Raw genomic sequence first — 23,221 nt, forward strand, 5'->3', positions numbered from 1 at the left:
CGTTTTCCTGTTAATGGTTATCAGACCACGCCCTGACAGGCGGCGTGGTACTGACGCAGCACGTCCTGGATGTGATCAATAATCAGCGCGTTGGGCGTTGCGCTCAGCTTGTGCTCACGCACTCTGGCGTACTGGAGCGGCAGGTACTGGCTGATGAGCGGAAGTGGAATGGTCTGATCGGCCAGGTTACGTACCAGTCGTGCGTAGGAGTCATCAATCTGGCTATCCGGCCAGTAGTAACGCACGCGGTCTGAATAGCTATAATCTCGCGCCAGGCGGCGGGCGTGGCTGTCACCGTGATAATGGCTTTGCCAGTACTCAGGGCGGTCGAGCATGACATTTTCCAGCACGTGGCGAAGATCGGAACAGGCGCGCGCGGGAAGCAACTCCTCTTCGATAGCCGCCAGGGCGAACAGCGCTTCGCGCAGGGCGAAAGTGAGCGCCGGGCCGACTTTCAAAATAGCAAAGTGATCGTGAACCAACTGACGCAGTGACTGCGGCGTCTGGTAATCCGTGGAGTGGGCTTCAAACACCAGTGTCGGCTGATCCTCAACCATTTTGCTCAGGGCGCTGGCTTTTTGCGGCTGGTAATCCACGACATGGCTGTTATCGAATTCAACGCCAGGCTGGACCACCAGCGCGATGATGCGCGGCCAGATATTGCTTAGCCCCTGGCGTTCAAACGCGATGCGATGCGCCTGTAACGTGGCGCGTGCGGCATCGGGTGAGGTAACGGCAAGCTCGGTCAGCGTTTCATGGGCACCACCAGGGACGGGAACTTCAGTGCCGATGACGTAAACCAAATCGCTTTCGCCCGCTTGCGCGATACAGGCCGCTTCGGCCACCTGTGCCAGTCTTGCGGCGCGTGCCGCTACAATCTCATCGGTAAGCGGCGTGGGATCATCGGCGCACGACATGCTGCAGTCGAGATGGATTTTTTTGAAACCCGCCGTGACGTAATGCGTAATCAGCTCTTCAGCATGCGACATGGCGTCGGCGGCGGGTAACGTTTGCCAGCGATTCGGGCCAAGATGATCGCCACCCAAAATCAACTGCGCGCGTGGGAAGTTCAGCTTATCGGCAAGCTGGCAAACGAAAGCGTGAAACTGCGCCGGTGTCATGCCGGTGTAGCCGCCAAATTGATCGACCTGATTGGATGTCGCCTCAATGAGTAAGGGGTGGTGATGAGCGGCGGCAAATCGGATGGCGGCTTCAAGCACCAGCGGATGGGCAGAACAAACGGCGTAGATCCCTTTCTTGTCGCCCTCTTTGTGGTGATTTATCAGCGCGGTAAGGTGTTTCACTTTCCTCTCCTTTTTAGCGTCTTTAGGTTTAATTCTTTCGTTTCATTTCCTTTTATCCTGATGGATGTTCTCTTAAAAATAAAATGAAAGATAATGCTTTTCCGATCTGTTTCACAAAACAAACATAATGAAAGATTCTTGCCGGTGCTTTCCGGGAGTAGCTTTCCATTTCACGCTTGCATTCCTTATGAAGTCAGGTTTAATAAGCAAATCGAAATGAAACGAAAGTTCAGATAAAGGATTTCTTATGGCCAGCATTAATACCTCACCCGAAAAGCGCACCATCGGTACGAGCGAAAGGCGTGAGCAGATCATTCAGCGGCTACGGCAGCAGGGAAGCGTACAGGTTAATGATTTATCTACTCTTTTTGGCGTATCCACCGTCACAATCCGCAACGATCTCGCTTTCCTGGAAAAACAGGGAATTGCCGTGCGCGCGTATGGCGGGGCGCTGATCTGTGACGGTAACGCACCGGCAACCGAGCCTTCTGTTGAAGATAAAAGCGCCTTAAATACCGGGCTGAAGCGGGGGATTGCGCTTGCGGCGGCTGACATGATCAAGCCAGGGCATCGGGTTATTCTCGATTCGGGAACCACGACGTATGAAATTGCGCGCATGATGAAGCAACATCAGGACGTCATTGTGATGACCAATGGGATGAACGTCGCGAATGCATTGCTCGATGCTGAAGGGGTTGAATTGCTGATGACTGGAGGGCACTTGCGCCGTCAGTCGCAGTCTTTCTATGGCGATCAGGCGGAGCAATCACTACAGAATTACCATTTCGACATCCTTTTTCTCGGCGTTGATGCCATCGATCTTGAACGCGGCGTCAGCACGCATAACGAAGATGAGGCGCGGCTGAACCGACGGATGTGCGAAGTCGCGGAGCGCATTATTGTGGTAACCGATTCCAGCAAGTTTAACCGTTTGAGTTTGCACAAAATTATCGACACGCAACGCATTGATATGATCATTACGGATGAAGGTATTCCGGTGGAAAGCCTGCATGGGTTGCAGAAAAGCGGTATCGACGTGCTACTGGTGAAGCAATAAAAAAAAGCATGGCCGAAGCCATGCTTAAAGGTTGAGGTTTACTGCTTTCTTATAAAAATCAGGTCACCGGAGCCGGGTTAAACACCGCCAGTTGGTTGTGCAGGCCCCACTGATCCGAGAAGGTTTTCTTACGACCGCTGGCGACATCCAGGATGAAGTGGAACAGCTTCCAGCCCACATCCTCAATCGTCTCTTCGCCCGTGGCGATCGTCCCGGCGTTAATATCCATTAAGTCATACCAGCGGTTCGCCAGTTCGGTACGCGTCGCCATCTTAATCACCGGTACTGCAACCAGGCCGTAAGGCGTACCGCGACCGGTGGTGAAGACCTGCAACGTAATCCCGGAAGAGACCTGTTGAGTACCACAGACGAAGTCACTCGCCGGTGTTGCCGCGTAAATCAGGCCGCGTTTGGTCGGGCGCTGGCCGGGAGAGAGCACTTCAGAAATGGCGCTCTTACCGGATTTCGCGATGGAGCCCAGCGCTTTCTCAACCACGTTCGCCAGACCGCCTTTTTTGTTCCCCGGAGAGGGGTTGGCGCTGCGGTCGGTTTTGCCCATATCAAGATAGTTATCGTACCAGGCCATCTCTTCCAGCAGGCGTTTGCCCACTTCTTCGTTAATGGCGCGCGGCGTCAGTAAGTGGATCGCATCGCGCACTTCGGTCACTTCCGAGAACATCACCGTGCCGCCGCAGCGAATAATCAGGTCCGATGCAAAACCAACCGCCGGGTTAGCAGTAACGCCGGAGAACGCATCGCTGCCGCCGCACTGCATGCCGACAACCAGTTCGGAGGCCGGGCAGGTTTCACGTTTGCGCTGATTGAGCTTCACCAGGTGGCGTTCAGCCACTTGCAGAATGTCGTCCACCATTGAGCGAAAACCTACATGATGCTCATCCTGCAAACGCACTATGCTGGCGCTGTCGACCGGAATGGCCTGCACATCTTCGGTGCCTTGCAGCAGACGTTCCGGCTGTAATTTTTCACAACCGAGACCAATCACCATGACTTCACCGCCAAAGTTCGGGTTCAGCGCGAGGTTATGGATAGTACGAATCGGGATCACCGCAGCCGGTGCGTTAATCGCCACGCCGCAGCCATAGAGATGGTTCAGACCGACGACGCCGTCCACATTCGGGTATTTTGGCAGCAGATCGCGTTCGATAATCTTCACGACATAATCGACAACGCCCGCCACGCAATGCACGCTGGTGGTGATGCCCAGCAGGTTTTTGGTGCCGACGCTGCCGTCCGCATTGCGGTAGCCTTCAAAGGTGTAACCTTCCAGCGGCGGCAGCGGCTCAGGGACTTTGGTCGCCAGCGGCAGCGTATTCAGCGGCGGCGCTTTTGGCAGCTCAACGGTAGATTCATCAATCCAGCTACCGCGTGCAATGTCGCGTACAGCGTAACCAATCACTTCACCGTAACGTACGATTTCACCGTGATGGGGAATATCGACCAGCGCCACTTTATGGCCTTGCGGAATATGCTCAATAAGCTCAAGTCCATCCGGAAAACGGGTTCCCGCTTTTAAGCCATTGTCATTAACGATGATCGCGACATTATCCGTGTCGTGTACCTTAATATAAAACGCCCCTGGCGGTTGCTGTCTAATTTCAATGTCGGACATTGTTAAGTAATCTCCAGCTAACTGTACGATGCATTACTCAATAAAAAGAGGAACCATTCTTTATTCTGTAATTAATATCAGAAATAAAAATCTCATTTGCTGAAATAAGAATGTCAGGAGTTTAAATAATAAAATGTGATCTGCGTCACTTATTATTGTGATCTCCCGTCTGGCGGGGCTGTCTAATGCAAGATCTGTGCATTAGCGCCCAGGCGTATGTGCATATGCTCAAATTATTCTTTTTGCAAAAGCTTAAAATTGAGCAACCCTCCAGTGTGTGACATCATGGCGCTGATTATACTGAGAGCTAATAAAATCGAAGTGCCAATTATCTGATAATAGTTTCATAATAGTTTCATAATAGTTTCGAGTGCTTAAATAAAATCAGATAAGAAACATCACAATAATTATATTTTAAAGTTAGCGGTGCCCGAGGAAATTAAAATGACTGTTGAACATGCCGTTGAAACAAAACGGGGCTTACCCACCCGTTATTTAATTTTGCTGATTATATTTATTGTTACTGCTGTGAACTATGCAGACCGCGCTACGCTGTCCATTGCCGGGACAGAGGTTGCGAAAGAGCTGCAACTTGATTCTGTCTCGATGGGCTACATCTTTTCTGCATTCGGCTGGGCTTACCTGCTGATGCAAATCCCAGGCGGCTGGTTGCTTGACCGCTTCGGCTCGAAAAAGGTTTATACCTACAGTCTGTTTTTCTGGTCACTCTTCACCTTCTTGCAGGGTTTTGTTGATGTTTTCCCGATCGCCTGGGCCGGGATTTCGATGTTTTTCATGCGCTTTATGCTCGGCTTCTCTGAAGCGCCTTCGTTCCCTGCGAACGCCCGCATTGTTGCGGCCTGGTTCCCGGCGAAAGAGCGCGGTACGGCCTCTGCGATTTTTAACTCCGCGCAGTACTTCTCTCTGGCGCTGTTCTCGCCGCTGCTGGGCTGGCTGACTTTCGCCTGGGGCTGGGAACATGTGTTTACCGTAATGGGCGTAATCGGTTTTGTGCTGACCTTCGCCTGGGTGAAATTTGTCCACAACCCAACTGACCATCCTCGGATGTCTCGCGAAGAGCTGGAGTACATCGAGCAAAATGGCGCGGTCGTGGATATGGACCATAAAAAAACGGACGACAGTAAAAACGCCGGTCCTAAAATGGATTACATCAAGCAACTGCTGTGCAACCGCATGATGCTTGGCGTGTTTTTTGGTCAGTACTTCCTGAATACCATTACCTGGTTTTTCCTGACCTGGTTCCCGATTTATCTGGTACAGGAAAAAGGCATGTCGATCCTCAAGGTCGGGTTTGTTGCCTCCATTCCGGCGCTGTGCGGTTTTGCTGGTGGCGTGCTGGGCGGATTTTTCTCTGATTACCTGATTAAGCGCGGTTCCTCGCTGACCGTGGCGCGTAAATTCCCTATCGTGGTTGGGATGTTACTGGCATCAAGCATCATTCTGTGTAACTACACCGATAACACCGTACTGGTTATCGCCCTGATGGCGCTGGCGTTCTTCGGTAAAGGTTTTGGCGCGCTGGGCTGGCCGGTGATTTCCGATGTCGCGCCGAAAGAGATTGTCGGTCTGTGCGGTGGTGTATTCAACGTGTTCGGTAACGTGGCTTCTATCGTGACGCCGCTGGTTATCGGATACATGGTTAAAGAGTTGCATTCTTTCAACGGTGCGTTGGTGTTCGTAGGCTGTTCAGCGCTGATGATGATGGTCTGCTATCTGTTCGTGGTTGGCGACATCAAACGTATGGAACTGAAGAAATAAGCAACAACTCATTAAGGTACAAAAGATGAATAACGATATCTTCCCAAACAAATTCAAGGCCGCGCTGGCGGCTCAACAGATTCAAATCGGTTGTTGGTCTGCGCTGGGTAGTCATATCAGCACTGAAGTTCTGGGCCTGGCAGGCTTTGACTGGCTGCTGCTGGACGGCGAACACGCCCCAAACGACGTGCTCACTTTTGTACCGCAATTAATGGCATTAAAGGGCAGCGTTAGCGCGCCGGTGGTGCGGGTTCCGACCAACGATCCGGTGGTTATCAAACGCCTGCTGGACATCGGTTTCTATAACTTCCTGATCCCGTTCGTCGAAACCGAAGAAGAAGCGGTGAACGCCGTGGCGGCGACCCGTTATCCGCCGGAAGGCATTCGCGGCGTCTCTGTTTCGCACCGCGCCAACATGTTCGGTACCGTGCCGGATTACTTCCGCCAGTCCAACGCCAACATCACGATTCTGGTGCAGATCGAAAGCCAGGCGGGTGTGGATAACCTCGACGCAATCCTTGCGACCGACGGCGTAGACGGCGTGTTTGTTGGCCCGAGCGATCTGGCTGCCACGCTGGGTTACATCGGCAACGCCGCGCACCCGGAAGTGCAGCGCACCATTCAACACATTTTTGCGCGCGCCAAAGCGCACAACAAACCGAGCGGCATTCTGGCGCCGGTTGAAGCCGACGCACGCCGCTACCTTGAATGGGGCGCGACCGTGGTGGCCGTTGGTAGCGACCTTGGCGTGTTCCGCTCAGCCACGCAGAAGCTGGCCGACACCTTTAAGAAATAATCAAACCACCATTAAAGAGAGAGACGCAATTATGACGATGAAAGTTGGTTTCATTGGCCTGGGTATCATGGGTAAACCAATGAGTAAAAACCTCATTAAAGCCGGTTACTCACTGGTGGTCGTGGACCGTAACCAGGACGCCGTGGCTGAAGTGATTGCCGCAGGCGCCGAAGCCGTAGCCAGCGCGAAAGCCGTTGCAGAGCAGTGCGATGTGATTATCACCATGCTGCCGAACTCCCCGCACGTGAAAGAAGTGGCGCTGGGCGAAGGCGGCATTATCGAAGGCGCGAAGCCTGGTACTGTGCTTATCGACATGAGCTCTATCGCACCGCTGGCGAGCCGTGAAATCAGCGATGCGCTGAAAGCGAAAGGCGTTGACATGCTGGACGCGCCGGTCAGCGGCGGCGAACCGAAAGCCATCGACGGCACCCTTTCCGTGATGGTGGGCGGTGACAAAGCGATTTTCGACAAATATTACGATCTGCTGAAAGCGATGGCGGGGTCTGTGGTGCATACCGGTGATATCGGCGCGGGCAACGTGACCAAACTGGCAAACCAGGTGATCGTGGCGCTGAACATTGCCGCCATGTCCGAAGCGCTGACGCTGGCGACCAAAGCGGGCGTTAACCCGGATCTGGTCTACCAGGCAATTCGTGGTGGTCTGGCGGGCAGCACCGTGCTGGATGCGAAAGCGCCGATGGTGATGGATCGCAACTTCAAACCGGGTTTCCGTATTGATCTGCATATCAAAGATCTCTCCAATGCGCTGGATACCTCGCACGGCGTGGGCGCGCAGCTGCCGCTGACTGCTGCGGTGATGGAGATGATGCAGGCGCTGCGTGCTGACGGTCTGGGCAATGCCGACCATAGCGCGCTGGCATGCTACTACGAGAAACTGGCGAAGATCGAAGTTACTCGTTAATAAGAAGGGCGCGGCGCTGCGCCCTTGACTCCTTATTTATCCACCTCTTCAGGCCGCTGTTGGCCTGAAGGGTGAAGTGCGCGGCACTATCAGGCTCACAACTATGAAAATCGTAATCGCCCCAGACTCTTACAAAGAAAGCCTTTCAGCTACTGAAGTAGCGCAGGCGATAGAAAAAGGATTTCGGGAAATTTTCCCGGATGCTCAATACGTTTCTGTTCCGGTTGCGGATGGTGGCGAAGGTACGGTTGAAGCCATGATTGCCGCCACAAATGGCACGGTGCACACCGCACGCGTCACTGGACCGCTGGGTAAACATGTTGAAGCCTGCTGGGGGATGTCTGGCGACGGAAAAACCGCGTTTATTGAAATGGCGGCGGCGAGCGGGCTGGCGCTTGTTCCACCTGAATTACGTAACCCTTTGATTACCACTTCGCGCGGCACCGGGGAACTTATTTTGCACGCGCTGGAACAGGGGGCGACCACAATTATTATCGGCATTGGAGGTAGCGCAACTAACGACGGCGGCGCGGGTATGGTGCAGGCGCTGGGTGCGAAACTAACCGATGCTGACGGGACTGAAATCGGCCACGGCGGTGGTAGTCTGATAAGTCTGAACGCCATTGATATTTCCGGGCTCGATCCGCGTTTGCAGCACTGCACACTGCGTGTCGCCTGCGATGTTACTAACCCGCTGATCGGCGAACAGGGCGCATCACGCATTTTTGGTCCGCAAAAAGGGGCGACGGAGGCGTTGATTGTCGAGCTGGATCGCAACCTGAGCCATTTCGCCGATGTCATTAAAAAATCATTGCGCGTTGATGTGAAAAACGTGCCGGGCTCCGGCGCAGCGGGCGGGATGGGCGCGGCGCTGATGGCTTTTCTCGGCGCGGAATTGCGCAGCGGCATTGAGATCGTGACGCAGGCGCTCAATCTCGAAGAGCATATTCATGATTGCACACTGGTCGTGACGGGCGAAGGGCGCATCGACAGCCAGAGTATTCACGGCAAAGTGCCGGTGGGCGTGGCGCATGTCGCCAAAAAATACCACAAGCCGGTGATCGGTATCGCCGGGAGTTTGACCAGCGATGTGGGCGTGGTTCACCAGTACGGCATTGACGCGGTATTTAGCGTGCTGACCAGCATCGGCACGCTGGAAGAGGCGTTTCGCGGCGCGTTCGACAATATTTATCGTGCGTCGCGCAATATTGCCGCCACCTTGCAGGTGGGAATGTTGACGGAAGGGTGACAGGCGCAAGCAAACCCTCTATACTGCGCGCCGAAGCTGACCAGACAGTCGCCGCTTCGTCGTCGTCCTCTTCGGGGGAGACGGGCGGAGGGGAGGAAAGTCCGGGCTCCATAGGGCAGGGTGCCAGGTAACGCCTGGGAGGCGCAAGCCTACGACCAGTGCAACAGAGAGCAAACCGCCGATGGCCCACGCAAGTGGGATCAGGTAAGGGTGAAAGGGTGCGGTAAGAGCGCACCGCGCGTCTGGCAACAGTTCGCGGCACGGTAAACTCCACCCGGAGCAAGGCCAAATAGGGGTTCACAAGGTACGGCCCGTACTGAACCCGGGTAGGCTGCTTGAGCCAGTGAGCGATTGCTGGCCTAGATGAATGACTGTCCACGACAGAACCCGGCTTATCGGTCAGTTTCGACTCTTAAAGACCCCCGCAGGAGCAATCTTGCGGGGGTTTTGCTTTTGGTGCTGGACGATGAATGACTGTCCACTCCGCTTTCTATGAAAGAACGCGGCTTATCGGTCAGTTTCGACTCTTAAAGACCCCCGCAGGTGCAATCTTGCGGGGGTTTTGCTTTCTGATACAGGCAAGATGAATGACTGTCCACTCCGCTTTCTATGAAAGAATGCGGCTTATCGGTCAGTTTCGACTATTCAGGTAAAACCCCGCTTCGGCGGGTTTTTGCTTTCTGATACAGGCAAGATGAATGACTGTCCACTCCACTTTCTATGAAAGAACGCGGCTTATCGGTCAGTTTCGACTCTTAAAGACCCCCGCAGGAGCAATCTTGCGGAGGTTTTGCTTTTGGTGCTGGACGATGAATGACTGTCCACTCCGCTTTCTATGAAAGAACGCGGCTTATCGGTCAGTTTCGACTCTTAAAGCCCCCCGCAGGAGCAATCTTGCGGGGGTTTTGCTTTTGGTGCTGGACGATGAATGACTGTCCACTCCGCTTTCTATGAAAGAACGCGGCTTATCGGTTAGTTTCGACTCTTAAAGACCCCCGCAGGAGCAATCTTGCGGGGGTTTTGCTTTCTGATACAGGCAAGATGAATGACTGTCCACTCCACTTTCTATGAAAGAACGCGGCTTATCGATCAGTTTCGACTCTTAAAGACCCCCGCAGGAGCAATCTTGCGGGGGTTTTGCTTTCTGGTGCAGGCAAAATGAATGACTGTCCACTCCGCTTTCGATGAAAGAGCGCGGCTTATCGGTCAGTTTGGGCTTTAAAGTCCCCGCAGGAGTATCTTGCGGGGTTTTGTGTGCGGAAGCTGGCAACTTAACGGCCTTTTGCTGTTGCGCGCGCCGTACCGTTAAGCACCGGCACTTCTAACCTTATAAATAAATATCCCGTCGGAAGGCTGTCGAAAAGCGCTAACATGTTCTTAAACGGTTTTGAAACTAGCATCGCGGGAGTCGCTGGCGTCATGGAACAAAAATCATTGATCATTATTCAGATGGGGGATGCCCCGAAGCCTTTACGTGACGCCCACGGGGATGTTCCGCATTGGTTTTGCCGGGCTATCGGATGTGCTCCTGAAGAGGTGGACGTGGTTCGCGTCTTTGAAGGCGAAACGCTGCCAGCCCCGGATGCGCGCCGGGCAGCGATCATTACGGGCTCATGGGCGATGGTTTCCGACAGGCTGCCGTGGAGCGAGAAAACAGCAGAGTGGATCCGCGAAGCTATTGCGGTTGAGATGCCGCTGTTTGGCGTTTGCTACGGTCATCAATTGATGTCCTGGGCCTTAGGCGGGGATGTTGAATACCATCCGCAGGGGCGCGAGGCGGGGACGAAAACCGTTTATTTGCACGACTCGGCGCACAACGATCCGTTACTCAGCCACCTGTCCGAAAGTTTCCCTGCGCACCTGACGCACCGACAAACCGTGACGCGACTGCCTGAAGGCGCATCGGTGCTGGCCTCTTCCGCGCATGATAATCATCAGATCGTTCGCTACGGACCGCTGGCAATTTCGGTGCAGTTCCACCCGGAAATGACGCCGGAAATCGCGACCGATCTGCTGCGTTTGAACCGCGCGCACATCGAAAAAGAGGGTACCGATGCCGACAGCTTAGTCGCCAGCGTGCTGCCCGCGCCGGGCGCGGCGGAGATCCTGCGCCGTTTCGTGCAGGAAGTGACCGAGCGCAACAAGACGCTGTTATCGAATGCTGCCCAGTGAACGGTCTTGCGCCGTGCCCTGCACCAGCCGGGTTAACTCCTCGCAGCGGGTGATTAGCCCGTTCACCAGCGTGAAATGCGCAAACACGTCAATGTGTGCCTGAGAGCCATCTTTCTTACTCATCGCGACAAGATGGTGCGTCAATACGTCATTGTTTTGCCCGGCAATGGCGACCACCGTCACATCAATGGCGTACGTCAGATGCTTGAGCTTTGCCATATGCTCAACAAATCCCGTGAAATCAAGCAATTGCCCGTCGACAACTTGTTGATAATCCGGCGAGAAGAATTCGCGGATTTTGGCTTCGTTATGGTCAGGGTGGCAAACGACACTGCGCAAAGCCAGGGTGATACGTTGGGTGATATCCATCATTGTTGTCCTCATTTGTGTTTATAAAGAGGATATCGCCCCACCGCGTTGGTACATTAACCGCATCAGGACATCAAATACGGTTTATCAGCCATGTTGATCGTACAAAGCCAGCGGCTTACGCATCAAAACAAGCACACCACCGAGTGGCACCAGCATGTTACCGGACAGCTGTTTTGCATTCAGCGGGGGATGATGATTGTGAAAACGGAACAGGCGCAATGGGCGCTAACGCCCGCGACTGTCGGCTGGTTTCCTGCGCAGATGCGCCACTGCGCCTGGAGCGTGGGCGATGTGGAAGGACATAGCCTGCAACTCAACCATGATGATGCACCCGCTTTCGCGGGAGTGTGGCCTGCCGATCCGTTTATGATGCTGTTAATGGAACGCATAACGCAGTGCGGCCCGGCTCGCGAGGCATCGCTTCTGGCGTTGATGATGGAGGAGATTCGCGTGGCGCCAGACGCGCCGTTGCAGTTAACCCTGCCGCAGGATCGTCGGGCGAAGCGGGTGGCTGAACTGCTGCTGTCGGAGCCACAAAATCCTGCAAATCAGGCGCAGCTGGCGTGTTGCTATGGCTTAAGCGTCAGAACATTAAGCCGCTTGTTCAGCGAACAAACTGGGCTGAGTTTTAGTCAGTGGCGGCAGCAGGCAAAAGTACTGGCATCAATGGTGCATCTGCTGCGCGGGGCGTCGGTGAGTGAGACGGCAGAACGTTGCGGGTACGATAACGTCAGCGCCTTTATCGCCGCATTTAAACTGCGCTTTGGCAGCACGCCGGGGCAGTTTCAGGCGCGAAATCGGGCGTGATAAGTTCACGTGGATGACAGTATGTTCAACAGAGGCGTGCCCCGGTCTTATGCGCCGGGGCTTATGGGTCAGGCGGCGGCTTCTTCTTCCGCCAGGCGGACAACGGCTTCTGCGACAATCGCTTCCAGCTCTGTCAGCATCTCTTCAACACCGAATCCAGCCACGACGGGGAGTGGGTTTTGCTGTGTAGGGTCTGTCATAAAATTCATTGTGCTGCTCATTTCATTTACTCACTTACGTAACGCAACTATCACACCGGTAAATCTATCAGCAAAGCGCGCAACGGCGTATCCGCAACCAGGGTTATGTTAGCCTCGTCACGAATAAACGCGCCGTCACCGCAGGTCAGTGCTTCTTTTGCTTCGCAATGCGTTACGGCGTGTACCGTACCGTGAATCGATTGCAAATAGGCGCGCGGGCCATGCAGTTGAATCTGCAACGCTTCGCCTTTGGCAAGCTCGATATGGTGCAGCCACACTTGCTGGCGAAGCTGCAAACTTCCCTGGCTGCCGTCAGGGGAAGCCAGCAGTTGCTGCGCCACATCGGCAACGGTCATTTTTTGCACCGGCGGGTTTTCACGCTCGGGACAGGCATCCAGCCATAACTGCATGCGCGTTAATGATTTGTCTTTGCTCAGGTTATGCTCGCTATAACTGATGCCGGGCTGGGTGGCAATTAACAACGCTTCACCGGCTTTCGCCTGAACATGATTACCCTCGCTATCGCGGTATTCCGCTTCACCTTCCAGAATCAGGTTTAAAATATCCACTTTCGGGTAGGTGCGTGGCTGGAACGACGCGCCAGGGGCGAGCACTTCCTGGTTCAACACACGCAGGGAGGCATAGCCCAGTAATTTCGGGTCGAAGTAATGTCCAAATGAAAAGGTGTAGCGGGCCTGAAGCCAGCCGAAGTCAGCTTGTCCGCATTGTTTTGCAGTACGTGTAGTAATCATAATTGTTGACCTCTCTTTACTTAAAACAATGTTAAAGGTATGGACGCTGCATTGTTAGCCAGATATTCTGCCCGGTATGTTCAAATTTCCTGAATGAGAACACTTATGGCCAAAGAAAGGGCGCTGACGCTGGAAGCGTTACGTGTGATGGATGCGATTGACCGACGCGGAAGCTTTGCCGCGGCGGCGGATGAGTTGGGACGCGTGCCTTCTGCTCTCAGCTATACCATGCAAAAACTTGAAGAAGAGCTGGATGTCGTGCTGTTTGACCGTTCCGGGCACCGAACGAAATTCACCAATGTCGGGCGAATGCTGCTGGAGCGCGGTCGCATCCTGCTGGAAGCCGCCGATAAACTGACAACCGATGCAGAAGCGCTGGCGCGCGGGTGGGAAACACACTTAACGCTGGTCACTGAAGCGCTGGTGCCGACGGGGGATCTGTTTCCGCTGGTCGACCGGCTGGCCGCAAAAGCCAATACACAGTTATCGATCATTACTGAAGTGCTGGCCGGAGCGTGGGAGCGGCTGGAGCAGGGGCGTGCCGATATCGTTGTCGCCCCGGATATGCATTTTCGCTCTTCGTCCGAAATCAACTCGCGCAAGCTCTACTCGGTAATGAACGTCTATGTTGCTGCGCCGGATCATCCGATCCATCAGGAAGCGGAACCGCTCTCGGAAGTTACGCGCGTGAAATACCGCGGCGTGGCCGTTGCCGATACCGCCCGCGAGCGTCCGGTGCTGACGGTACAGCTTTTGGATAAGCAGCCAAGGCTGACGGTCAGTACTATCGAAGATAAGCGCCAGGCGCTGCTGTCCGGCCTGGGCGTGGCGACGATGCCTTATCCACTGGTGGAGCAGGATATCGCCGAAGGCCGCTTACGTGTGGTAAGCCCGGAATATACCAGCCAGGTGGATATTATTATGGCCTGGCGTCGTGACAGTATGGGCGAAGCGAAAGCCTGGTGTCTGCGGGAAATTCCCAAGCTGTTTGCCGGTAAATAAGGCATTGCTCCACGTTGGTGGGGCAATGCATTTCAGGGGAACGCTTTTGGTTCGGGGCCAAAGGGGTTTTCTACCGGTGTGCCGCGCTGGCTGTAAAACGCCAGCAGCATCAACCAGCCAATCACCGGAAACAGCAGTAGCAACAGCCAGCGCCAGCTCCGGTTGGTATCATGCAGGCGGCGTACCTGAACCGCCAGGTTTGGCACCAGCACCAGCAGGGCGTAAATCTGGCTTAACAGGTGCCAGCCGATGATCCTGTCGACCACATACAGCACGCCAAAGAGGATAAGGTTGACCAGTGTGAACATCCAGAATTCGCGGCGATGCGCGCGCCCGTGGAAGGTAGCGTAGTTGCTCAGTACCCTAAAATACCAGTCCATTCTCAGCCTCGGTCAACGGTCAATCCGTTGTTTTCTCAACGATCACTGTAAGAATAGACGGCAAAAATACAAAGCGAAAACCCGGTGAGAAATAATTTGGGCGCAGTGAAACGCGCCCGAAAGATCAGGAGAAACGCAGGTCGCGTCCGTGTGGCTCATCCAGATCCTGCCACGGCCCGATAGAGATAATGCCGGTCGGGTTAATGGTTTTGTGGCTGCGGTAATAGTGGTTACGGATATGGGCGAAATCGACCGTTTCCGCAATGCCCGGCATCTGATAAATGTCGCGCAGGAAGCCATGCAGGTTCAGATAGTCGCTGATGCGGTGTTTATCGCACTTGAAGTGAGTGACATAGACCGGATCAAAACGCACCAGTGTCGTCCACAGGCGAATATCCGCTTCCGTAAGCCGGTCGCCGGTCAGATAACGATGCTGTCCCAGGATTTGCTCAAGGCGTTCCAGCGAATTGAAAACATTGACCACCGCTTCGTCATACGCCTGCTGGCTGGTGGCGAAACCGGCTTTATAAACACCGTTATTCACGTTGTCGTAGATCCAGCCGTTCAGTTCATCGATCTGGTCGCGTAATTCGGGCGGGTAGTAATCGCCCGCTTTCGCGCCCAGGCCGTCAAACGCGGTATTGAACATGCGGATGATTTCCGCCGATTCATTGCTGACAATGGTGTGGTTCTTTTTATCCCACAGCACAGGCACCGTGACGCGTCCGGTGTATTGCGGGTCGGCATGCAGGTAGAGCTGATAGAGGAATTCATGTTGATACAGCGTATCGCCAGTTGCCGCCGGAAAGTCATCGTCAAAAGTCCAGCCGTTCTCCAGCATCAACGGGTTGACCACGGAAACAGAGATAAATGGCTCAAGGCCTTTTAGCGTACGCAGAATAAGCGTGCGGTGCGCCCATGGACAGGCGAGTGAAACATATAAGTGGTAGCGGTCTTTCTCGGCGGCAAAGCCACCTTCGCCAGAAGGACCTGGTGCGCCATCTGCGGTAAGCCAGTTGCGAAATGCGGATACCGAGCGCTGGAAACGTCCGCCGGTGGATTTGGTGTCATACCAGTTGTCGTGCCAGACGCCGTCAATCAGTTGTCCCATTTTGTCTCCTCCTTCTGAATAGCAAAAGCGAGGAGTGGTCTCCTCGCTTTGATCTCTTCACTCAGTATAGAGCGCTTACCATTTTTTATTCAGGACGCGGTCGATACTGATGGCGCCCGGACCAGTAATGCCCAGCAGCAGGTAACCGCCAGCGATGGTCAGGTTTTTCATGAACATCAGCGAGTTCACGCCTTCTGCAAAGTTGCTGTGGAAGATGAATGCGGTCAGCAGCGTGAAGCCTGCGGTGAACAGCGCTGTGGTACGGGTCAGGAAACCGAACAGGATCGCCAGACCGCCGCCAAACTCAAGAAGAATGGTCAGTGGCAGGAAGAACCCCGGCACACCCATCGCTTCCATATACTGCTGGGTACCAGCATAACCGGTGATTTTGCCCCAGCCTGCGGTAATAAACAGAATCGGCATCAGGATACGTGCGACCAGGAAACCAACATCTTCTAATTTTTTCATCTTTCTCTCCAGGGAACCACAATAGCGGCATTCAGTAAAAGGTCTGCAATTACGGGCGGATGCCGCGTGCTTGCTGTCGATGGAGAGGATAGTAATCGTGACGGGAAAAGATTGTTAGCAAGGAAAACTGTCGAAATTTTTCAAAAAAACTGAGCAAGCAGAAAAGCAAACGGGCGATGGATAACCATCGCCCGCGTAAGCCGTGCTGTGATTGTGTTTCAGTGCGTTGCGTTGAGCGTCGATTTGACCAGCCGCCATAAGCTCCATGCACCTAAACCGCGTTTGGCCCAGCGCACAAGCATATTGGGGTGGCGAACAGACCATATCGCCATCGCGCTGCTGCCCACCAGCGCCCAGGAGCGCAAGCTGAGCAACGTATTCCAGCCGCGATCGTAGGCTCCGGTTGCTTCCAGCCACTCACGGCGACTGGCGGTGAGATCCAGGCGTTGTTGTTGGATCTCACTGAGCAAACGTGCTTTGCGCTTCAGACGTTCCGCTTTGCCGCTCACTTATCCTCCTCCAGCAAGGCACGGTCGTTTGCCAGCTCCTGGCGAGTATGACGCAGAAGCGTGGAGGCCCGCGCTTTACGCAATGTCCAGATGCCGCCTATCAACGCCAGCACCAGCAACACGACAGTGGTTGCAATCATCGCATTCAGGCGATATTGCGGATCGATGGCCCAGATAATCAGCACCATCAGGCTCATCAGGCCAAACGCGGCGAAAAGCATGGTCAGCCCTACCATAAGCAGCAGCTGGAATAAGTTCGCTTTCTCTTCCTCCAGCTCGACAACCGCCAGCCGCAGGCGGGTCTCAACCATTTCAACAAGAATGGTCACAATGCGCTGACCAATCCCCAGTACGCTTTTGCCCGGCCCTTGCGCGTTTCGCAGATCCGTCATCTTAGCGACGCGACAGCAGTACGCCCAGCACCACACCAACGGCGGCGCCAATACCTACGCTGGCCCACGGATTGTCACGCACGTATTCGTCGGTACGCGCAGCCGCTTCACGGGTTTGGCGTGCGAGCGCATCGCCGGTTTCGCCCAAACGGTGACGGCTGTCGCGCAGCGCCTGTTCCGCTTTGGTGCGTAATTTACTCAGCTCTTCTTTCGACTTATCGCTGGAATTGCTCAGCACTTCTTCCAGTGTATCCGCCAGGGATTTCAACTCAGCGCGCAAATGGTCAGCATTATCTTTCGACATAATTCTCTCCAGGTGAGTGAGTGGTTATTTCCATTAAATCAGTAGTCACGCGCTTCCAGGGCTTTCAGTTCCGCCTGCGCCTCTTTCAGCTTGTGCTCGCGTTTGCTTATCTTCTCCGCATCGCCTTTTTGCTTTGCCTCATTCAGATCGTGGCGGCGCTCGGCAACCTCTTCTTTCATCTCAGCGATTTTTTTCTGATGGGCGGCGCGCAGCTTGCTGTCAGAGCAATTGGCGCGCACTTCTCGCAGCGCCTTGTTCAGACCGTCAATTCGGCTCTGATTGTTATGCTTTTCGGCATAGCTGATTTCGCGCTGGATCTCATGCTCCTTTTCCTGGCAGGGCGAAGCCGCCTGGGAAAATGCGCTCAACGAAAAAAGGGCCAGCGCCAGTGCGATGCGGTTTTTCATAATCGAGAACCTTCCATTGTTGGCCAGCGAAACGATGGTTACGCCAGCGTCCAGTGACATAAAGCGAACTCTGGTTCCGTGTACTCAAGCATAGTAAGTAAACGGACAAACACCAAAGTGAGTGAAAAGATTCAGAATCCTGGAAAGGTTAACCGAATCGATGTGTGCTGTTGCGCAGGCGGGTCAGCCACGCGGAAGTTTGGCTGTTATCATCGTCCTGGGCGGCGATGATGTAACCATGAGGTAAGGTGCGATCGAGCACGATTTTCGCCGCCGCGCTCTGCTCACTGGATTCAAACTTGATTAACAGCGTGTCGTCCTGCGGCGTAATACTTTTAAAGTGAATGCCATTGGCATCCAGATGGTGCCAGACAGAGAAACCATCCGGCACGCTGACGTTTTGTGTGATCGGGCGAATCGCCAGCGTTGATTCACGGTTTTGCAGCGTCGTCCAGGCGAAAAACATCACGCTGAAAACGGTCATCGCCGCGACACCCATCAGTAACCAGCGTAAAAAAGGACGTTGCAATTCCATGGTCTTAACCCCGGTTGCGATATTTTTTCTTCCACAGCACCACCAGTGAGCCAGCAAGGCCAATCACCAGTAATACCACCGGAAGCAACATCAGGCAGGACATCAGGGCATCTTCGTATTTACGAAACACCGGCGTCTTGCCCAGCAGATAACCCAGCGTGGTGAGTATCAGCACCCACAGCAGGCCGCTCATCCAATTAAAGAACTGGAAGCGGGCATTACTCAGACCAGAAAGTCCGGCAATAGTTGGTAACAGGGTGCGAACAAATGCAATAAAACGACCAATCAGCAGGGCGGAAAGACCATGTTTGTGGAAAAGATGGTGTGCGCGCTGATGATAATGCGCAGGCAGATGTGATAACCAGTTTTGCACGATGCGTGTATTACCCAGCCAGCGCCCTTGGATGTAACTGAGCCAGCACCCCAGGCTTGCCGCCACTGTCAGCAATAAAATGGTTTGCGGATATCCCAGCGCGCCTTTTGCAATCAGCACGCCAATCAGTACCAGCAGGCTATCGCCCGGAAGAAACGCTGCCGGAAGCAGGCCGTTTTCAAGAAATAAAATGACAAATAAAACAAAATAAAGCATGCCGATCATACCGGGCTGCGAGAGTGTCGCGAAATCCTGGCTCCAGAGGGCATGGAGTAATTGGCTTAAAAGTTCCATTCAGTGTTCCTGGTACATCGGTTTACGTCACGCCCAGCACAGCACGGCGATTATCTTTAATACATTATGGTCGCTCGTGGCACACTCGATACGGCATATTCTGGTAACGGACGTTGTGAGCAAGCACTAACTTATATGATGACAAATGCATCCAATTGTAACAAATGCCGACGTTATGAGTCAGTCAGAAAAATGAGTTTCGGTGATGATTTTGCTTGTCGCGGCAGGGGGAGGCGAGGCTATTTACAAAGGCTGACACTCTAGACGGTTTACTTACCATAAACCAGGGCAGGCGCAGCGTAAGTGTGCGCCTTGTAGGACATTTTTTATTTGCTGCCGGTTGCGGCGGTATCGAGATGCACCACTGGGTTTTCCGCAAACAAATAGCGATCGGCGTTGAACTCAAAATCATCGCTGGTTTCGTTAAACAGCATCTGTTTGGTGTTTTCCAGATGTTGCCACATCGCCAGTTTCGCCGCATGAGGATCTTTGCGAATCAGCGCACGCAGGATCTGGTCATGATCATCACACCAGTTATCCACGGTGCGTAAGTCGATATGATCGTGCAGTTTTTTCCAGTACGGGTTGTGAACACGCTGTGTCCACATTTTCTCGACGATGGCCGCAAGCGCCGTGTTCTGCGTAGCCAGCGCGACCTGTACGTGGAACTGCAAATCCCACTCAGAATCGCGGAAGCACTTTTCTTTGCGCGCATTATCCTGAATTTCCATCAGCTTCATGATGTCCTGTTTCGTCACCTGGGTGGCGGCGAATTCAGCAATATTACTTTCGATAAGCTGACGTGCCTGCAGCAATTCAAACGGGCCGTAATTGGCGAACTCAAGGTTTTCATCCGGCGCCTGGGTGTGGCGTGCTACGTTGGAAATAACATGGATACCGGAGCCTTTGCGAACTTCAACATACCCTTCCACTTCGAGCATAATAATGGCTTCACGAACCACGGTCCGGCTTACGCTTTTTTCATCGGCGATGAAGCGCTCGGCGGGCAGTTTGTCTCCCACCAGATAGACGCCTTGCTCAATACGGCTTTTAAGCTCCGCGGCAAGCTGCTGGTACAAACGTCGTGACTCGGAGATTTCCATATGTGAGCTCCAGGGAAAAGAAGGGCAATAATAGATTTGTTATACCACTTTTACGGCTTTCTCACCATCGCAGATAGTAAAAAAGCCGCATCAGGCGGCTTTTTTAACTATCAAAATCGAGACTTAGCTTTGTGCGGCGGGGCCACCAAGCGAATGCTCTTTCACGACCTCTTCGGCTGATTTGTTTTTCAGCACGGTCCAGATAACCACGGCACCCATCAGGTCGAACAGCGCCAGCACTGCAAACAGCGGGCTAAAGCCGATGGTATCTGCCAGCGCACCAACCACCAGGGCAAACATGGTACTTGCTGTCCACGCTGCCATACCGGTCAGGCCGTTCGCCGTTGCCACTTCGTTACGACCAAATACGTCAGAAGAGAGTGTAATCAGCGCACCGGACAGAGACTGGTGAGCAAAACCACCGATACACAGCAGGCCGATTGCCACATACGGGCTGGTGAACAGGCCAATCATGCCTGGGCCAATCATCAGTACCGCGCCCATGGTCACAACCATTTTGCGGGAAACAATCAGGTTTACACCGAAGACACGCTGGAACAGCGGCGGCAGGTAACCACCCACGATGCAACCCAAGTCAGCGAACAACATCGGCATCCAGGCGAACATGGCGATTTCTTTCAGGTTAAAACCGTAAACCTTGAACATGAACAGCGGGATCCAGGCGTTAAACGTACCCCAGGCTGGTTCTGCCAGGAAACGCGGCAGCGCGATGCCCCAGAATTGACGGGTACCCAGAATCTGCCAGACGGACATTTTCTTACCGTTGTTGGTCTGGTGCTGTGCTTCCTGACCGCCAATGATGTACTCGCGTTCTTCTTCGCTCAGTTTTTTCTGATCGCGCGGGTGTTTGTAGAAAATCAGCCAGGCCATCGCCCAGGCAAAGCTCAGCACACCAGAGATAATGAACGCCATTTCCCAGCTGTGCATAACAATTGCCCACACCACCAGCGGCGGCGCAATCATCGCACCAATAGAAGAACCGACGTTGAAGTAGCCCACCGCGATAGAACGTTCTTTCGCCGGGAACCATTCGGACGCCGCTTTCAGGCCCGCCGGGATCATCGCTGCTTCAGCAGCACCCACCGCGCCACGCGCCAGTGCCAGACCCCCCCAGCTGCCTGCCAGCGCAGTCGCGCCGCAGAATACTGCCCAGGTAATCGCAAAGAAGGCATAACCAATTTTGGTGCCCAGAACGTCCAGTACGTAGCCTGCAACAGGCTGCATAACAGTATAAGCCGCGGAATAAGCCGCAATGATGTAAGAGTATTGCTGAGTAGAAATGTGCAGCTCTTCCATCAAGGTTGGAGCGGCAGCCGCTACGGTGTTACGTGTCAGGTAGCCCAGCACGGTGCCGACCGTCACCAGTGCTATCATGTACCAACGTAATCCTTTGATTTTACGCATGTAAACCTCATCGTTATGTTATTACCGCCTGCGCGGCCATCCTTCGATCGCGTTCGGAGGATGAAACGGGGAGGACGTACCCGGGATAACTCCCGGTACGGCCCAAACCTTGCCATAAGTAAGCGTGTTTAAGTCGGTATCCGTACCCAAAAAATCCGATTAACTTTTTATCGGGAATGCATTCCGTCGGCTTATGTGTTCGACGGCAGGAAAGATAACTTGTCATACAACTTGAAAAGGTGAGTGACATCACAAAAGCGTTTTTCTTTGTGTGGTCTTTAACTTTGCTGGGATAAGCCAGAAACGGCGCGGGTTGGCGGGATATTCAGGCGCCTGGATTGTCAGTTTTTGTCTGCTTTTATTGATCCAACTCACGAAAATATCTTCGGTCTATGGAAATTGGTGTGATAACTTTGTCAGCATTAAAGGTAAGCATCAGACGCACTCATTTAGAGGAAGACGATAATGACCCCGTTTATGACCGAAGATTTTCTGTTAGATACCGAATTTGCTCGCCGTCTGTACCACGACTACGCAAAAGACCAGCCGATTTTTGACTACCATTGCCACTTGCCGCCGCAGCAGATCGCTGACAACTACCGCTTTAAAAACTTGTATGACATCTGGTTAAAAGGCGATCACTACAAATGGCGCGCCATGCGCACCAACGGCGTTCCTGAGCGCCTGTGTACCGGTGACGCTTCCGATCGTGAGAAGTTTGACGCCTGGGCCGCGACCGTGCCGCACACCATTGGTAACCCGTTATACCACTGGACGCATCTGGAACTGCGTCGTCCATTTGGTATTACAGGTAAGGTGCTGTCACCATCTACCGCCGACGAAATCTGGAATCGGGGCAATGAACTGCTGGCGCAGGATAAATTCTCCGCGCGCGGCATCATGCAGCAGATGAACGTGAAAATGGTCGGTACCACCGACGATCCGATTGACTCGCTGGAACACCACGCTTCGATCGCTAAAGATGGCACCTTCCACATCAAAGTGCTGCCGAGCTGGCGCCCGGACAAAGCGTTCAACATTGAACAAGCCACCTTCAACGATTACATGGCGAAGCTGGGCGAAGTTTCTGATACCGACATCCGTCGTTTTGCCGATCTGCAAACGGCGTTGAGCAAACGCCTGGATCACTTTGCGGCGCACGGCTGTAAAGTTTCTGACCACGCGCTGGACGTGGTGCTGTTCGCTGAAGCCAGCGAAGCCGAACTGGATAGCATCCTGGCGCGTCGCCTGGCGGGTGAAACGCTCGGTGAGAAAGACGTGGCGCAGTTTAAAACAGCGGTACTGGTATGGCTGGGTGCGGAATACGCCCGTCGCGGTTGGGTGCAGCAGTACCACATCGGCGCGCTGCGTAACAACAACCTGCGTCAGTTCAAACTGCTGGGGCCAGACGTCGGTTTCGACTCTATCAACGACCGTCCGCTGGCGGAAGAGCTCTCCAGACTGCTGAGCAAGCAGAATGAAGAGAACCTGCTGCCGAAAACCATTCTGTACTGCCTGAACCCGCGTGATAACGAAGTGCTGGGTACCATGGTCGGCAACTTCCAGGGCGAAGGTATGCCAGGCAAAATGCAGTTCGGTTCGGGCTGGTGGTTTAACGACCAGAAAGATGGCATGGAACGTCAGATGACGCAGCTGGCACAGTTGGGTCTGCTGAGCCGCTTTGTTGGCATGCTGACCGACAGCCGCAGCTTCCTGTCTTACACCCGCCATGAATATTTCCGTCGCATCCTGTGCCAGATGATTGGCCGCTGGGTCGAAGCGGGCGAAGCCCCGGCGGATATTCAACTGCTGGGTGAAATGGTGAAAAACATCTGCTTTAACAATGCGCGTGATTACTTCGCGATTGAACTGAACTAA

Annotated in this window: 24 protein-coding genes, 1 other RNA gene and 1 pseudogene; 10 read left to right on the forward strand and 16 right to left on the reverse strand. The window is 53.8% G+C overall.

What is annotated here, in order from left to right:
* Nucleotides 1-20: 20 nt before the first annotated feature.
* Nucleotides 21-1,304 carry a tagatose-bisphosphate aldolase subunit KbaZ gene (gene kbaZ / locus ACFX4U_RS09665; RefSeq protein WP_313508958.1) on the reverse strand — a complete coding sequence of 428 codons (1,284 nt, stop codon included), beginning with the start codon at nucleotides 1,302-1,304 and terminating at the stop codon, nucleotides 21-23.
* 247 nt (nucleotides 1,305-1,551) lie between these two features.
* Between kbaZ and ACFX4U_RS09670 the strand changes: the two genes are divergently transcribed.
* The gene (locus tag ACFX4U_RS09670; RefSeq protein ID WP_305734912.1) at nucleotides 1,552-2,361 is read left to right on the forward strand and encodes a DeoR family transcriptional regulator; all 810 of its coding nucleotides are present in this window, start codon (nucleotides 1,552-1,554) and stop codon (nucleotides 2,359-2,361) included.
* Between the two features lie 58 nt (nucleotides 2,362-2,419).
* Here the strand turns inward: ACFX4U_RS09670 and garD are convergent, their stop codons facing one another.
* The gene (garD, locus tag ACFX4U_RS09675; protein ID WP_200552330.1) at nucleotides 2,420-3,991 is read right to left on the reverse strand and encodes a galactarate dehydratase; all 1,572 of its coding nucleotides are present in this window, start codon (nucleotides 3,989-3,991) and stop codon (nucleotides 2,420-2,422) included.
* A 444-nt stretch (nucleotides 3,992-4,435) separates the two neighbouring features.
* Between garD and ACFX4U_RS09680 the strand changes: the two genes are divergently transcribed.
* From ACFX4U_RS09680 to ACFX4U_RS09705, 6 genes are all read left to right on the forward strand, one after another.
* Nucleotides 4,436-5,770, forward strand: coding sequence for an MFS transporter (locus tag ACFX4U_RS09680; protein ID WP_200552329.1), 1,335 nt, complete (start codon nucleotides 4,436-4,438; stop codon nucleotides 5,768-5,770).
* 25 nt (nucleotides 5,771-5,795) lie between these two features.
* Nucleotides 5,796-6,566 carry a 2-dehydro-3-deoxyglucarate aldolase gene (gene garL / locus ACFX4U_RS09685; protein ID WP_227122256.1) on the forward strand — a complete coding sequence of 257 codons (771 nt, stop codon included), beginning with the start codon at nucleotides 5,796-5,798 and terminating at the stop codon, nucleotides 6,564-6,566.
* 31 nt (nucleotides 6,567-6,597) lie between these two features.
* Entirely contained in the window at nucleotides 6,598-7,488 is an 891-nt protein-coding gene (gene garR / locus ACFX4U_RS09690) for a 2-hydroxy-3-oxopropionate reductase (protein ID WP_305734915.1), read from the forward strand.
* A 103-nt stretch (nucleotides 7,489-7,591) separates the two neighbouring features.
* A complete protein-coding gene (gene garK / locus ACFX4U_RS09695; protein WP_313508950.1) occupies nucleotides 7,592-8,737 on the forward strand; it encodes a glycerate 2-kinase in 1,146 nt (381 codons plus the stop codon).
* A gap of 32 nt (nucleotides 8,738-8,769) precedes the next feature.
* An RNA gene (rnpB, locus tag ACFX4U_RS09700) (RNase P RNA component class A) lies at nucleotides 8,770-9,148 on the forward strand.
* A gap of 1,008 nt (nucleotides 9,149-10,156) precedes the next feature.
* The gene (locus ACFX4U_RS09705; RefSeq protein WP_313510526.1) at nucleotides 10,157-10,909 is read left to right on the forward strand and encodes a glutamine amidotransferase; all 753 of its coding nucleotides are present in this window, start codon (nucleotides 10,157-10,159) and stop codon (nucleotides 10,907-10,909) included.
* Here the strand turns inward: ACFX4U_RS09705 and ACFX4U_RS09710 are convergent.
* Nucleotides 10,889-11,281, reverse strand: coding sequence for a nuclear transport factor 2 family protein (locus tag ACFX4U_RS09710; protein ID WP_313510528.1), 393 nt, complete (start codon nucleotides 11,279-11,281; stop codon nucleotides 10,889-10,891). The two genes, ACFX4U_RS09705 and ACFX4U_RS09710, sit on opposite strands and share 21 nt — an antisense overlap.
* Before the next feature lie 90 nt (nucleotides 11,282-11,371).
* Here ACFX4U_RS09710 and ACFX4U_RS09715 point away from each other — a divergent pair, with 90 nt between their 5' ends.
* Entirely contained in the window at nucleotides 11,372-12,088 is a 717-nt protein-coding gene (locus ACFX4U_RS09715) for an AraC family transcriptional regulator (protein ID WP_313510531.1), read from the forward strand.
* Between the two features lie 68 nt (nucleotides 12,089-12,156).
* Here ACFX4U_RS09715 and ACFX4U_RS09720 read toward each other — a convergent pair.
* Together ACFX4U_RS09720 and ACFX4U_RS09725 are read right to left on the reverse strand one after the other, a co-directional pair.
* Nucleotides 12,157-12,243, reverse strand: a pseudogene (locus tag ACFX4U_RS09720) (hypothetical protein); the annotation flags it as partial.
* Between the two features lie 95 nt (nucleotides 12,244-12,338).
* Entirely contained in the window at nucleotides 12,339-13,040 is a 702-nt protein-coding gene (locus tag ACFX4U_RS09725) for a pirin family protein (protein ID WP_065369439.1), read from the reverse strand.
* Nucleotides 13,041-13,145: 105 nt separating this feature from the next.
* On the opposite strand from ACFX4U_RS09725, the gene ACFX4U_RS09730 reads away from it, so the two are divergent.
* A complete protein-coding gene (locus ACFX4U_RS09730) occupies nucleotides 13,146-14,042 on the forward strand; it encodes a LysR family transcriptional regulator (protein ID WP_200552321.1) in 897 nt (298 codons plus the stop codon).
* 32 nt (nucleotides 14,043-14,074) lie between these two features.
* On the opposite strand, the gene ACFX4U_RS09735 is transcribed toward ACFX4U_RS09730, so the two are convergent.
* The 11 genes from ACFX4U_RS09735 to ACFX4U_RS09785 form a co-directional block, all read right to left on the reverse strand.
* Nucleotides 14,075-14,422, reverse strand: a complete 348-nt coding sequence (locus ACFX4U_RS09735; RefSeq protein WP_017457396.1) for a DUF805 domain-containing protein — start codon at nucleotides 14,420-14,422, stop codon at nucleotides 14,075-14,077.
* Nucleotides 14,423-14,546: 124 nt separating this feature from the next.
* A complete protein-coding gene (locus tag ACFX4U_RS09740; RefSeq protein ID WP_305734921.1) occupies nucleotides 14,547-15,533 on the reverse strand; it encodes a glutathione S-transferase family protein in 987 nt (328 codons plus the stop codon).
* Nucleotides 15,534-15,608: 75 nt separating this feature from the next.
* Nucleotides 15,609-16,001: a DoxX family protein gene (locus ACFX4U_RS09745; RefSeq protein ID WP_020455382.1), complete on the reverse strand. Its 393-nt coding sequence runs from the start codon at nucleotides 15,999-16,001 to the stop codon at nucleotides 15,609-15,611.
* Between the two features lie 218 nt (nucleotides 16,002-16,219).
* A complete protein-coding gene (locus ACFX4U_RS09750) occupies nucleotides 16,220-16,510 on the reverse strand; it encodes a YqjK-like family protein (RefSeq protein WP_017457399.1) in 291 nt (96 codons plus the stop codon).
* Complete coding sequence (locus ACFX4U_RS09755) at nucleotides 16,507-16,902, reverse strand: phage holin family protein (RefSeq protein ID WP_017457400.1); 396 nt, start codon at nucleotides 16,900-16,902, stop codon at nucleotides 16,507-16,509. The genes ACFX4U_RS09750 and ACFX4U_RS09755 overlap by 4 nt, the downstream gene beginning before the upstream one ends.
* Nucleotide 16,903: 1 nt before the next feature.
* On the reverse strand, nucleotides 16,904-17,206 hold the full coding sequence (locus ACFX4U_RS09760; protein WP_017457401.1) for a YqjD family protein: 303 nt from the start codon (nucleotides 17,204-17,206) through the stop codon (nucleotides 16,904-16,906).
* A 38-nt stretch (nucleotides 17,207-17,244) separates the two neighbouring features.
* A complete protein-coding gene (locus ACFX4U_RS09765) occupies nucleotides 17,245-17,613 on the reverse strand; it encodes a DUF1090 domain-containing protein (RefSeq protein ID WP_313510551.1) in 369 nt (122 codons plus the stop codon).
* Between the two features lie 148 nt (nucleotides 17,614-17,761).
* Nucleotides 17,762-18,148 (reverse strand): EnvZ/OmpR regulon moderator MzrA, encoded by a 387-nt coding sequence (mzrA, locus tag ACFX4U_RS09770; RefSeq protein ID WP_200552317.1) that lies wholly within the window; start codon nucleotides 18,146-18,148, stop codon nucleotides 17,762-17,764.
* Nucleotides 18,149-18,152: 4 nt separating this feature from the next.
* On the reverse strand, nucleotides 18,153-18,815 hold the full coding sequence (gene yqjA, locus ACFX4U_RS09775; RefSeq protein ID WP_017457404.1) for a DedA family general envelope maintenance protein YqjA: 663 nt from the start codon (nucleotides 18,813-18,815) through the stop codon (nucleotides 18,153-18,155).
* Between the two features lie 326 nt (nucleotides 18,816-19,141).
* On the reverse strand, nucleotides 19,142-19,918 hold the full coding sequence (exuR, locus tag ACFX4U_RS09780) for a transcriptional regulator ExuR (protein WP_020455378.1): 777 nt from the start codon (nucleotides 19,916-19,918) through the stop codon (nucleotides 19,142-19,144).
* 123 nt (nucleotides 19,919-20,041) lie between these two features.
* The gene (locus ACFX4U_RS09785; RefSeq protein WP_313510539.1) at nucleotides 20,042-21,343 is read right to left on the reverse strand and encodes an MFS transporter; all 1,302 of its coding nucleotides are present in this window, start codon (nucleotides 21,341-21,343) and stop codon (nucleotides 20,042-20,044) included.
* Nucleotides 21,344-21,808: 465 nt separating this feature from the next.
* Between ACFX4U_RS09785 and uxaC the strand changes: the two genes are divergently transcribed.
* The gene (uxaC, locus tag ACFX4U_RS09790) at nucleotides 21,809-23,221 is read left to right on the forward strand and encodes a glucuronate isomerase (RefSeq protein ID WP_313510541.1); all 1,413 of its coding nucleotides are present in this window, start codon (nucleotides 21,809-21,811) and stop codon (nucleotides 23,219-23,221) included.

Source organism: Kosakonia sp. YIM B13588 (genome assembly GCF_042788165.1).
GTDB lineage: Bacteria > Pseudomonadota > Gammaproteobacteria > Enterobacterales > Enterobacteriaceae > Kosakonia > Kosakonia sacchari.